This window comes from Lacimicrobium alkaliphilum (genome assembly GCF_002591895.1).
Lineage (GTDB): Bacteria > Pseudomonadota > Gammaproteobacteria > Enterobacterales > Alteromonadaceae > Lacimicrobium > Lacimicrobium alkaliphilum.
On record NZ_NISX01000016.1, the window covers coordinates 103,670 to 116,577 of the forward strand.

The 12,908-nt window shown below is 50.8% G+C and carries 7 protein-coding genes; 4 read left to right on the forward strand and 3 right to left on the reverse strand.

The features are described from left to right. Nucleotides 1–170 precede the first annotated feature (170 nt). From CDA54_RS14975 to CDA54_RS14985, 3 genes are all read left to right on the forward strand, one after another. Nucleotides 171–2,921 carry a TonB-dependent receptor gene (locus tag CDA54_RS14975; protein WP_180237237.1) on the forward strand — a complete coding sequence of 917 codons (2,751 nt, stop codon included), beginning with the start codon at nt 171–173 and terminating at the stop codon, nt 2,919–2,921. Between the two features lie 120 nt (nt 2,922–3,041). After that, the gene (locus tag CDA54_RS14980) at nt 3,042–4,007 is read left to right on the forward strand and encodes an aldose epimerase family protein (RefSeq protein ID WP_143452308.1); all 966 of its coding nucleotides are present in this window, start codon (nt 3,042–3,044) and stop codon (nt 4,005–4,007) included. 560 nt (nt 4,008–4,567) lie between these two features. Continuing rightward, nucleotides 4,568–6,001, forward strand: a complete 1,434-nt coding sequence (locus tag CDA54_RS14985; RefSeq protein WP_099035845.1) for a lytic polysaccharide monooxygenase — start codon at nt 4,568–4,570, stop codon at nt 5,999–6,001. Nucleotides 6,002–6,311: 310 nt separating this feature from the next. Here the strand turns inward: CDA54_RS14985 and CDA54_RS14990 are convergent, their stop codons facing one another. From CDA54_RS14990 to CDA54_RS15000, 3 genes are all read right to left on the reverse strand, one after another. Further along, nucleotides 6,312–7,034 (reverse strand): flavodoxin family protein, encoded by a 723-nt coding sequence (locus tag CDA54_RS14990; RefSeq protein ID WP_229748087.1) that lies wholly within the window; start codon nt 7,032–7,034, stop codon nt 6,312–6,314. A gap of 104 nt (nt 7,035–7,138) precedes the next feature. After that, complete coding sequence (locus CDA54_RS14995) at nt 7,139–10,312, reverse strand: efflux RND transporter permease subunit (protein ID WP_099035851.1); 3,174 nt, start codon at nt 10,310–10,312, stop codon at nt 7,139–7,141. A 1-nt stretch (nt 10,313) separates the two neighbouring features. Then, nucleotides 10,314–11,561, reverse strand: coding sequence for an efflux RND transporter periplasmic adaptor subunit (locus CDA54_RS15000; protein ID WP_099035846.1), 1,248 nt, complete (start codon nt 11,559–11,561; stop codon nt 10,314–10,316). Between the two features lie 166 nt (nt 11,562–11,727). Between CDA54_RS15000 and CDA54_RS15005 the strand changes: the two genes are divergently transcribed. Beyond that, nucleotides 11,728–12,720: a LysR family transcriptional regulator gene (locus CDA54_RS15005; protein ID WP_244903107.1), complete on the forward strand. Its 993-nt coding sequence runs from the start codon at nt 11,728–11,730 to the stop codon at nt 12,718–12,720. Nucleotides 12,721–12,908: the final 188 nt, after the last annotated feature.

A 12,908-nucleotide genomic window follows, 5' to 3' on the forward strand; every position in this document is an offset into this window, starting at 1 on the left:
GGCACTATTCTACTGCGTGGTTATGTCAATCTTGTTAAAAAAACTTTACTACTATGTTGATCATCTTATTTTATGCTTGTAAGATGTATGAAGACTGATAAACGAAGTGTGAGCTATTTGAATGCGGTAGGTAGCTCGACAACATGAAAGAGCACAACAAAGGTATAGTTATGAAATTCAGAGTTAGTATCGTAACAGCTGCCGTTGCAGCATCATTGAGCATGGGTGCTCAGGCAAATGAGCAGGAAAAAGAAATGGAGGTTATTCAGGTTTCCGGAATAAAAGGTAGCCTTGTAAAGTCCATGAACAACAAGCGCTTTGCTTACAATGTTGTGGACACCATTTCCGCGGAAGACATTGGCAAATTCCCCGACTCAAATCTTGCAGAATCCCTTCAGCGTATCACCGGGGTATCAATTGACCGCAGCGGTGGTGAAGGTCGCTTTGTCAGTATTCGGGGCATGGGTCCGGATTTCAGTTCAGTCACCCTTAATGGTCGTGAAGTGGCGAGTGAAAGCCAGAGTCGCGCTTTCGGATTTGATACTCTAGCATCAGAGCTGGTCAGCAACATCGATGTGAATAAGACCTCAACCGCTGAAATGCTCGAGGGGGGGATCGGTGGCAGTATTGATATCCGTACCGCTCAGCCTTTTGACTTTGATGGCTTCTATGCTGCCGGCAGTGTAGAGGGCGTTCGTGAGCAGAATCGTGGAGAGGTAACACCGCAGGGCTCATTTCTGGTTACAGACCGTTTTATGGATGATCGGCTGGGTTTATTAGCCTCATTTACCTATCAGAACCGGGAAGCGCAAAGTTTTGAGGTCAATAACGATGGTATGATTCAGCGTGACATTGAACTCTATGCACACCGTCGTGATGTCGGGCCTGATGATGGATGGCGCAAAGTTATCGGTGTGGCAGAAGGATTGTACTCCCATCAGGCCATAGGCCGGGGGGTTACTCAGGAAGATCGTCAGCGAGTGGGTGGAAATGTAGCGGTTCAGTTCCAGGCAACAGATGACTTGATTCTGTCGGGGGACTACCTGTACTCCAAACTGGACGTCGACAGTGTGAATAATCAGGCCTACAACTGGTTCTGGGCAACCCACTCCATGGATGATGTTGACGGGAACAATACGGTATTACGTCAAACCCATGCCGATGGGTACTCTGGCTATGCGCACCTGCGTTTTGAGAAACATCGTCCCTCAACAACCGAAGTACTGGGCCTGAATGCCGACTGGATTATCAGTGACAGACTGAGCCTGGAAGCTGATTTTGCCTGGTCGGAAGCTGAAAACAATAATCGGGGGTTAGATTCGCGTCAGACGCTGGAGGCACTTAACCAGCCAGGAATAATCCTGGACTATACCTCTGGCCAGGTTCCTTCGCTGATTCATGTGGAGCCTGAAACAACATTGCCGGTGAATGCGGATCTGTCCGATTTGCAGATGCGTCATATGGAGCGCAACGGTGATTATACCAAAGCTGAGAACAACCAGATCAGATTCGACTTTTCTTATCTGGTGGATGGTCAGTATTTTCATAAAGTGGATTTCGGTGCCCACTACCTTTCTAAATCCAAACAGAATGTTTCATATCAGACACCTGCCGAACTGATTAAAATGTATCAGAACAGTGGTGTGCGCCCGGTCGCGACAAGTGCCCATGCCACGGTAAGAGATTACGGCAATGTATTTCCCGCCAACGATCTTTCTGCTCAGTTCTTTGAACTGAATGAATCCGCAATGTGGAATTTGGCCAATGATCCGGCATCACTGGCGATGCTTTCCCAGGATCCGGAGGTTAAGCAGGCTCTGCTGGCTTTGCACAATTCCAACGGCGGCTTTACGGCTCGCGCTACTAACGACGCATATGAGATAGAGGAAGATGTCACTTCATTCTATGCCGACACCTATTTTAATGGTGATATTAGCGACATGACGTGGAGCGTTGTGGCGGGATTGCGCTACTCTAAAACTGAGCAGACATCCAACGGGACGATGCAAACGATAGTGGGTCTGGATAAGCCGGTCGAGATGTCGGTTAACCTGGTGCCCCGTTATGAAGGTTTCCAGGCGGTTGCGATAGACAACGATTACGACAACTGGTTACCTTCCCTCAGCGCCAATTTGAATATCACAGATGAACTTATTCTTCGTGCCGGCGCCTCCAAGACCATTACACGACCTACATTGACGGATCTTGCACCGGCATTAAGTATTAATTCAACCACTACGGATTTGCGCACCGCTAAGGGCAGCAACCCTATGCTGAGTCCGTTCGAGTCGACCAACTTCGATTTGTCGCTGGAGTATTACTATGATGAGGCCAGCATGGCGTCAGTTGCATACTTCAGAAAGTCGGTGGATAACTTCATTGTCCGCACCAATAGCATCGAAAACTTTGATTTGGAGTTCGGTGAGCAGTGGTCTGATTTTGATGTAAACCGACCCGTAAACGGTGAGAGTGCAACTGTAGACGGTATCGAGGCCAACTGGATCCATACCCTGGAAAACGGATTCGGTGTACAGATCAACGCCACGTTTGTAGACAGTAATGCTGAACTGGACAATAGCAATCCGGATCAGGTGTTTGCTCTTGAAGGGCTGAGCGATACGGCTAATGCAGTCGTCTTCTACGAGAAAGGACCTTACCAGTTGCGTATTGCCTATAACCTGCGCGGAGAGTTTCTGGAGACGCAAATCAATCCTTATGCCGGTGAGCCGATTTATGTGGATGATTATGAGCAGATAGATATCAGTGGTAGTTATGAAATAAACGAGAACATGAGCGTTTATTTCGAGGGTATCAATATCACGGAGTCCACCGTAGATAAACACGGACGTTTCGATAACCACTTTATCTATTATGGTGACTATGGCGCTCGTTATGCACTGGGAGTGCGTGCCAGTTTTTAAAAACTGACGAGTTTTGGTTAGTTTTAGCGGTCGGGTGCCCTCTCAGACCGCTTTTTTGTTTCCGGACGGCAGAAATTGCTCTCTCCTGTCCTGATCTTGTCATTTTTTATTTGTGTACTCATGAAGATCAATGAAATTGTGAACAATAACGGCATGCGGTGTCGGTTAAGTAGTTTTGGCGCGCGCGTACTTTCTGTTGAAGTACCGTTCGCCAAATATAATAAACAGATGATACTCGGTTATAGTCACGCCAAGAGTTACCAGCAGGACCCTTATTACATAGGAGCAACAATAGGCAGGGTTGCTAATCGTATTGGCAAGGGACAATTTCACTTAAACGGAAAAAACTACCAGGTCTGCCAGAATGAGGGGGAGCATTGCCTGCACGGCGGTTCATCAGGGCTTTCAGAGCGTGAGTGGCGAATTGAAAAGGTATCAACCTCAGAGGTGATTTACAGCTATTGCTCACCTTCATTGGAAAATGGTTTCCCGGGGCAGGCTGATCTGCAGGTGAGATATCACCTGACAGCCAACAATGAGATTTGCATATCCTTTATCGGTAACGTATCGCAACCAACGCCACTGAGCCTCACTAACCATAGCTACTTTACGTTGGGAGAAGGGTCTGTATCTGATCTGAGCCTTCATCTTTCTGACCATCGCTATATGGTGTCTGATGAGGACAATGTAGCGACAGGAGAGATAGCGTCACTCAGGCAAAGCTGCCCTTCTATCAGTGCCGCTAACCTGCTCAGGCTCTCAACGAATACCCCTTTGGATCATTGTATCTTGCTGTCCAATAAAACACCTGATGGCCAACGTCGAGTAGCCTGGGGAGCAACATTGGAAGCGCCAGGAAACAACGTCCGGATGCAACTGTATACCGATCAACCGGCATTGCAGGTTTATACTTCATCAGCTCTGGGGCCACCATTCCTGCCTTCTTCGGCGGTGTGTCTTGAAGCGCAAGGAGTGGTAAATAGTATTAATCTGAAAAACGTTGAGACAAATATCGTCACTCCGACACAACCCTACTGTAAACGCATTGTCTATAAATTTAGTCCGCAAGATGAATTAACGGGATAAAGGATTCTGCTGTCACCATATGCTGACCCGGATCGATAATGTGAGCCTTGCCATCGGTCGTATATCCAGCAAAGCCCAACTGACATCCCAGTCGCTTAATGCCATGCTGGCAGGCGAAAATACTCTTGTGTTGCGGGGTAATGGATTGCTTAGAAGTTAGCTTGTTTCAGCAAGTTATATCAATCAGTGCAATAGCTGTTCACCCGGCAAGACTAAAATACTCCCTGGCCGCGCATGTTCATGAAGGTCTTATCTGACGGGTTACCGACTCCAGACGCAGAACAATCAAGCCAGTTAGAATAGGCACTTGAGCTAAGTTTGTCGGCCAGTTCTGCTGCCCATTGCTGTTCACCTGACCTCTTCCCAGAGACTGATTCAATATCAGAACCCGCTTTATAAATAATCCATTCGAATAAGCTATATCAATATAATTAGTCAAATGTTTATACAAATGCTTAACTTATTTTTTACATATCGGAAAACGCGATGTGCCGCTGGCCGTTCGTTTTGGCTGCCAGCTTAATCCGACGAGACATCGTCATACACAACAGGAGAAAACAATGAATTTAAAATGCCTAAGTTCCCCCGCGCTGCTGGCGGTTGCCGGGGTTAGTCTGGTGACCTTCAGCAATCAGCTGTCTGCCCATGGTTATATGCAGGTACCTAAAGCCAGGCAGGTATTTTGTGATGAGCAAGGGGGATACTGGTGGCCTCAGGATGGTTCACGTATTCCCAATCTGGCGTGCCGGGCTGCGTTTCTGGACTCCGGTACCTATCAGTTTGTTCAGGCCATAGAGTTTTCGGTCAATGTTGCCGACTATCTGAATCAGGCTGCGGTGGAAGCCGCCGTACCTGACGGTAGCCTGTGCAGTGCTGGAGACCCACAAAAGCAGGGCATCAATTTACCGTCGCCACACTGGCAGCGCAGTCAGGTGACGCCAAATGCGAACGATGAAATCAATGTGCGCTTTTATGCCAGCACGCCGCATAACCCCAGTTTCTGGAAGTTCTATCTGAGTAAACCCGGCTTTGACGGCAGCACACAAGCGCTGAGCTGGTCAGATCTTGAGCATGTTCAGGACCAGGGCAACGTCAATGTGGTACTGGCGCCCGATGGTAACCGTTATTACGACATGACCGTGAACATACCGGCTAACCGCAGCGGTGACGCCATACTCTACACTCGCTGGCAGCGTGAGGATGTGGTCGGAGAGGGCTTTTACAATTGCAGCGATATTGAAATTGTCAGGGATACCACGCCACCGGATGACTGGTATTCAGCGGGCTACTTTGTTCGTCAGGGACAGGATGCCAGCCCCGGAGACACAGTATGGTTCCGGTTGTTTGATGGCAATGGCCAGGAGCTGATCAACGAGTTAGTGCCGGTGACCTCAGCCAATGCTCAGAGCTGGCAGGCTGATCTGGCAGCCAAACTCAATAGCGACTATCCGGTGGACATTCAGGTCGGGGTTGAGGATGCCAATGGGAATATTCAGTTTGATAGTACCAATCTGCTCAGCAATGAAGTGTTTACTGCGCAGGCATCGCATAGTTTTAACCTCAGTATTCAGCCGCCGGTTGGCAATACCGCACCGGTCGTTCACGCACCGTCGAGCCTGCAGGTACCAGAAGGTGAGAGTATTGCGGTAAATGTACATGCCTATGATGATCAGCAGGATCCCCTGACCTTCAGTTGGCAGGTTCCGGCGCCCCTGAGTTACAGCGGCTCTGGCGCGAATATTACGCTCAGCGCAGATCAAGTGAGTGAGGATACCAATGTCACCGTAACCGTATCGGTGTCAGACGGACAGCTGACCACCACTGCTAATATTGATGTTCAGGTGCAAAACGATGACAGCAGTGTGCCCGCCTGGGACGCCGGTACAGTGTACGTCGGAGGTGATCTGGTCAGTTATCAGGGTAACGTCTACCGGGCCAAATGGTGGACCTTAGGTCAACAACCCGACCAGGCTGATGTCTGGGAAGCACAATAAAAGGAGGCTCGCCGGCGATCCTGCCGGCGAATTCACAAGGGAGTGCAATACCAGGCCAGCCATTAAATGGGTGCCCGGGCAGCATAGTATGAATAGTTTCATCGAGGAAGGGTGCCAATTCACGGGAAACGTCAACCCGCCTTACTCCAGCTCTGTACCCGCACAACCCGGTAACATTGTCATCTTCTTGCTTTATTGACTGGTGGGCTTGTTATAATGCTTAACCAAATCAGACAGTGTTTTATCATTGGCATCCATTGGTTCTGCAACGGTGGTTGAGCTGGTGACCTAATCGTCCTGAGCTCTCGGGTCAGGGAACAGATACCTTTTGGCCTCTATGGGATACCAGAGTCGCTACCCGCCTACCCAGATATTCTGCAGTTGCCAGATCCTCAGGATGGGCTTTCCCGTCCGGTGCGTGGGCGGTGACACCAAACTGGCAACCAAGCCGGTTAACCCTGCGCTCCCCAAAACCCTGAGGGGCATCCAGCCCTACCCATAACATCCCATGCTGGCTGGCGAGAATACTGATATATTGCAGTGTCATGGACTGATCGCCATTGAGGTTGCTGCCACAGGTAAATCCGGCGGCAAGCTTACCCGCCCATTGTTGTTCACTCCACAGCTCGCTGGTGGCATCGGCAAACGCCTTAAACTGTGCTGCTACCCCACCCATATAGGTTGGTGAGCCGAAGATGAGCCCGTCACATTGGCGCAGTCGTTCTATCAGCTTACTATTTATGAAACGGCCATTGACGATATCACAACCCTGTATTGCATGGCTGAGGACGGGCTTGTCATTGTTTAGGCGAACACCCTGACTGACGGCCTGAGCCAAAGCGTGAGTGACGCCGGTCTGAATAGCACCATAACCCGGAACCGGATGCACTTCGGTAAATTCCGACAGCAGCTCCCGCTGTAGATCGGTGTCACTGTTAAACATGTTTTGTGTGGCGTTAAGGTTTTGCTCGTAATTGGTGACCCCGACCTTGTCATGATAAAACTCCAGATCCTGACTCAGCATGGCTTTCATGACATTCAGAGCCGGGCCAGAGGGGACTTTAACAGCAGGTCAGACAGAGGAATAAAAACACAGGCAATCACAATGATTGCCCGTCTTTTCAGCGCGAACTGGCCTTATTTATACGCGATTTGCTGTTGTGCATCGAGCCTGCGTGCCTCTTTTGCGGCACGACGATGCCTCAGCAGATGATAGAATACCGGCGTCAGCAGCAGGCCGAACAGGGTGACGCCAATCATGCCGGAAAACACGGCCACACCCATTGCCTGACGCATCTCGCTGCCAGCCCCGTCAGAAAACACCATGGGTACCACACCCATTATAAAAGCGATGGATGTCATCAGAATGGGGCGAAGGCGCAGACGGCTCGCTTCCTTAATCGCCGCCAGGGTGCTCATACCCTTATCCTCAAGCTCTTTGGCAAACTCAACGATCAGAATCGCGTTTTTGGTTGCCAGGGCCACCAATACGATAAAGCCTATCTGGGTGAAGATATTATTGTCTCCGCCGTAGATAATGACGCCGGTCATGGCACTCAATAGTGTCATCGGGACAATCAATATGATTGCCAGCGGCAGGGTCAGGCTTTCATACTGGGCTGCCAGCACCAGGAACACCAGCAGCACCACCAATGGGAATACCAGCAAGGCAGCATTGCCGGCCAGGATTTGCTGATACGTTAGCTCAGTCCACTCATAACTCATTCCCAGGGGCAGCGTTTCATCCAGAATTTTTTCGATAGCGGCTCTGGCCTGGCCAGAACTGAACCCCGGTGCCGGTGCACCATTAACCTCGGCGGTTGGGTAAGAGTTATAGTGCATGACCCGGTCCGGCCCTGCTGAGTGCTCTACACTCAGGAAGGAACCCAGTGGGATCATTTCTCCCTGATTATTGCGAACCTTGAGCTGGGTAATCTGTTCCGGGTTCTGGCGGAAACGCTCATCGGCCTGAACATTGACCTGGTAGGTACGGCCAAACTGATTAAAGTCATTCACATAGACCGAACCCAGGTAGGCCTGCATAGTCTGGAACAGGCTGTTCATATCCACACCCTGACTCATGGCTTTGGTGCGGTCCAGATCCACATCCAGCTGAGGCACATTAACCTGGAAGCTGGAGAAGTTTCCCGTGAGTTCCGGCGCCGCCCAGGCTTTGCCAATGACATCCTGAGTGACCCGATATAATTCCTCGTAGCCCAGGTTCCCCCTATCCTGAATCTGCAGCCGGAATCCACCAATAGTGCCTAACCCCTGCACAGGCGGCGGCGGGAAAATCGCCACAAAGGCATCCTGAATCGCACCAAATTGCTGATTGAGTTGCCCGGCGATAGCCCCGGCCGACAGTTCAGGGCTCTGGCGTTGATCAAAGGATTTGAGACGCACAAACACAATGCCGCTGCTGGGGCTGTTGGTAAAGCCGTTGATATTCAGACCCGGAAAGGCCACCGCATGTTCTACGCCCGGATGATCGAGCATAATATCCGACATCTGGCGGATAACGGCCTCTGTTCTGTCTAAAGAACTGGCATCGGGGAGCTGAGCAAAAGACACCAGGTACTCTTTGTCCTGTGTGGGAACATATCCGGTCGGTGTACTGGAAAACTGTTGATAAGCCAGTGCCATCAGGCCTGCATATAACACCAGAATAATACTACTCATACGCACCAGTTTACCCACGCCATGGGTATAGCCCCGTGCCCCGCGATCAAACAGTCGGTTGAACGGTTTGAACAGCCAGTTACCGAACACCTTGTCCATAAACCGGGTGAGCCGGTCTTTGGGGGCATGATCGCTCTTTAACAACAGGGCTGACAGAGCCGGACTCAGAGTCAATGAGTTGAACGCTGAAATTACCGTTGAAATCGTGATAGTGAGTGCAAACTGCTTGTAGAACTGACCGGTCAGACCCGACATAAAGGCTGTGGGGATAAATACCGCCGCTAATACCAGGGTGGTGGCAACGATGGGGCCGGTGACTTCACGCATGGCCTGTTTGGTCGCGTCTACCGGCGACAGACCGTCGTGAATATTGCGCTCCACATTTTCCACTACCACGATGGCGTCATCCACAACAATACCAATGGCCAGTACCAGCCCAAACAGAGACAGGGCATTCAGTGAAAACCCGAGCAGATGCATAACGGCAAATGTTCCCACCAGTGATACAGGTACGGCCACTAACGGAATGACCGAGGCGCGCCATGTCTGTAAGAACAGTACAACAACCAGCACCACGAGAAGGAGAGCTTCGAACAACGTATTGATGACGGCTTTGATGGAGCCACGCACAAACACAGTTGGATCATAGACAATGGAATAGTCCACACCCTGCGGAAAAACCTGCTTCAGTTGTGCCATTGTGGCGCGTACCTGGTCAGAAATCTCAATTGCATTGGAGCCCGGCGCCTGAAATACAGGCAGCGCCACAGCAGGCTGGTTATCAAGTAACGAGCGCAGGGCATAGGAATTAGATCCCAGCTCTACTCTGCCCACATCCCGGATACGTGAGATCTCGCCGTTGCTGCCAACCTTAATGATGATATCGGCGAATTCCTGCTCGTTCGCCAGTCGTCCTTTGACGTTAATCAACAATTGAAAGTCACTGTCGCCAATAGGTTGGGCGCCCAGGCTGCCGGCAGCGGCTTGTTGATTCTGGGCACGAATGGCACCGACAATATCACCCGGATTAAGTCCCAGAGCGGCCACCTTCTGCGGATCAAGCCACACACGCATACTGTATTCACCGGCACCAAATACCCTGACATTGCCAACCCCTTCAATACGCGCCAGCTCGTCCTTTACATATTGATCCGCGTAATTTGACAGATACAGCATGTCGTAGCGATTATCCGGAGAGATCAGGTGCACTACCATGGTCAGGTCCGGAGATGATTTTTCAGTCACCACGCCCAGGCGTTGTACTTCCTGAGGCAACCTCGGCAGGGCCCGGTTGACCCGGTTCTGCACCAGTGTCGTTGCCTCATCAGGATCGGTACCGATAGCGAAGGTGATTGTCAGAGTCATGCGTCCGTCAGAGGTGGCCTGAGACGACATATACAGCATGTCATCAACACCATTAATGGCCTGCTCCAGCGGAGTGGCCACCGTTTCAGCGATCACTTTCGGATTGGCACCCGGATAGTTAGCGGTGACCACTACGGTTGGTGGTACCACCTGAGGGTATTCGGTAATCGGCAGTTTCCATACGGCTAACGCGCCCGCGATGAAAATCAGTAACGACAGAACACCGGCAAAGATAGGGCGCTGAATGAAAAATTGAGAGAAGTTCATATCACCCCCCAATGACCGCATCAGGGAGCGCATTTTTCCTGGCAAGCTCCTTAAGATCTGACTGTTTGTCCAGCTTTTGCTGCATGGCCTGCAGTTTGTCCAGTGTTTCATCATTGGTCATATTGACGAACTCTGGTCTCACCGGTGAGCCAGGCCGTACACGTTGCAAGCCATTGACCACAATCTTGTCAGTGGCACTGAGACCGGATCTGATGATGCGCAGTCCCGCGATCTTTTCACCTAACTCCACCGCACGATACTGAACCTTATCTGACTCATCCAATACCAGCACAAACTTATTATTCAGATCCGTGCCGATGGCGCGATCGTCCACCAGTATGCCGTTGTAACTGGCGCTGCCTGTCATTTTGATACGCGCAAACAGGCCGGGCAGTAAACGTCCTTCCTGATTATTCAATACAGCACGCGCGCGAATGGTGCCGGTGGCGGGGTTCACCTGGTTGTCCATAAAATCCAGCTTACCCGCATGGGGGTATTCCGTATCGTTGGCCAGCCCTACATATACGGGAAAGGCCGCATCTCTGATAGCCGGCCGGCTGCCTTCTTCTGCCAGTTTCAGATAATTGAGATAGGTTTGTTCGTCGGCATCGAAGTAGGCATAAATCTTTTTCGTTGACACTATTGTTGTCAGCAGGCTTTGCCCGGCACTAACGTAGTTGCCCTGGGTGATCAGCGCACGCGATACTCTACCGGAAATAGGCGCCGTTACCCTGGTATACCCCCGATTGAGCCGGGCAACGTCCAGTGCCGCGCTGACCGAGCGGATACGCGCTTCGGCTTGCTGGAGCTGAGCGCGTCGGGTATCGAGCACTTCCTGAGAAATCGCTGCCTGACCAGACAGCTTCTGTGCGCGTTGGTATTCTGTTTCGGCCAGGCTTAGCTGACTCTGAGCTTGTTCCAGCTGTGCCTGCAGGCGCCTGACTTCGGCTTTAAAAGGCTTGTTGTCAATCAGAAAAAGCGGCTGGCCAGCCTCAACCAGAGCGCCTTCTTCGAAAGCGACCAGATCAATATAGCCGGAAACCCGCGGGCGCAGCTCTACCGTTTGCGGTGCTTCAAGTCTGCCTGTGAATTCATCCCATTCCGTGATGCGCTCACTGACCACCGATGCCACTGACACCTGAGGAGCAGGCATCTGTTGTTGCTCAGTCTGATGATCTGACCCACAAGCTACCAGCAGGATCAGGGATCCAAGCAAGATTCCAATTTGCAGATGATAACGTAGTGACATGTAAGGCTCCTGAATTTCGGTTTACGATGCGGGGAGTATGTATGCGCGAAACAAATAATAAAAATTATAAGTTTGCATGAGTAACATCATTTAAAGTTATGTATGATGTTCTAATCAGATAACCTAAGAGAAAACCGGAATGCGCCACCAGGAACTGAATTTATTAATGATTTTTGACGCTATCATGACTGAAGGGGCCATTACCCGGGCGGCAGATCGTCTGGCCATGACCCAGCCCGCCGTGTCTAATGCGCTGTCACGGATGCGCAGTGCCTGGAAGGACGAATTGTTCGTTAAGGACGGGCGTGGAGTCCAACCGACGGTATTTGCTCAGAATCTCTGGGGGCAGGTGCGGGATCCTCTGCGTCAGCTGGAAGATGCGGTAGACCCAACTCTGTTCGACCCCGGCACCGCACGGCGAACGTTCAGAATTGCGACGTCTGATATTGCGGTGGATATGATCTGGTCGTCGTTGCGCCGTCTGGTGGAGGAGCAAGCTCCACATATTAATATTCACGCTATCCCGAACACCATCGTCAATAATGAGAAAATCCTCCATGACGCTGAGGTGGATATGGTCGTTGCCGGTCAGACCATCATCTCCAGCGTGATCCGCAGCGACTACCTGTTCTCTCCCCGTTATGTGTGTGCAATGCGCCAGCAACATCCGCTGGCGAAAAAAGCGTTAAAGATGGATGACTTTATCAATGCAGATCACCTGTTGGTATCGATGTCCGGCGATACAATGGGCGTCACTGATGTGGCATTGCTGCAGATGGGTCTCAGTCGCCGTATAGCCATGTCAGTCAATCATTTCTCTGCCGTTGCGCCGTTGCTGAAAGAAAGCAATCTGATTTGCGTTATTCCTTCTATGGCTATCGAGAAAGAGATACTTAACGGTGAGTTAGCGGTATTTGAAACACCGCTGGAGTTGCCGCCGACGCAACTGGGTATTTTGTGGCACAAACGTCAGGATAGTGATCAGGGACTACTATGGCTCAAGGGGGTGGTGTCTTCTTTGTTAAAAGAGCGCTCTGCTGAGCACTTAGCCTATTTGTCCCGTTGTTGTCGAAAGTCTCAATGTCCAAAAGCGATGCTGGAGAAATTGCAACAGAATCAGCAGAGGCCGGACTGTATTCAGCAAGCGGCGATGAGTTGAAGCATTAGTGAGTAATATGTTCTGCTGAGAGCCGGTCAGGCGGGCAATTCTGATGGGGATCAGTCGTGCAATGGTAAGGCAGTTCAGTGGCTCAAAACCGCAAGCATGGGTGGACAGTCTGCTGACTGCCCACCTGCCAAAAGGTCGTTACCGAAGGGTTAGTGTACCTGTTCGCCGTTAATCAGTAC

What these genes read in the sequence shown, in the direction of transcription:
- CDA54_RS14980 (WP_143452308.1), top strand. Translation starts at nt 3,042, where the DNA reads ATGAAGATCAATGAAATTGTGAACAATAACGGCATGCGGTGTCGGTTA.
- CDA54_RS14990 (WP_229748087.1), bottom strand. Translation starts at nt 7,034, where the DNA reads ATGAAAGCCATGCTGAGTCAGGATCTGGAGTTTTATCATGACAAGGTC.
- CDA54_RS15005 (WP_244903107.1), top strand. Translation starts at nt 11,728, where the DNA reads ATGATTTTTGACGCTATCATGACTGAAGGGGCCATTACCCGGGCGGCA.
- CDA54_RS14995 (WP_099035851.1), bottom strand. Translation starts at nt 10,312, where the DNA reads ATGAACTTCTCTCAATTTTTCATTCAGCGCCCTATCTTTGCCGGTGTT.
- CDA54_RS14975 (WP_180237237.1), top strand. Translation starts at nt 171, where the DNA reads ATGAAATTCAGAGTTAGTATCGTAACAGCTGCCGTTGCAGCATCATTG.
- CDA54_RS15000 (WP_099035846.1), bottom strand. Translation starts at nt 11,561, where the DNA reads ATGTCACTACGTTATCATCTGCAAATTGGAATCTTGCTTGGATCCCTG.
- CDA54_RS14985 (WP_099035845.1), top strand. Translation starts at nt 4,568, where the DNA reads ATGAATTTAAAATGCCTAAGTTCCCCCGCGCTGCTGGCGGTTGCCGGG.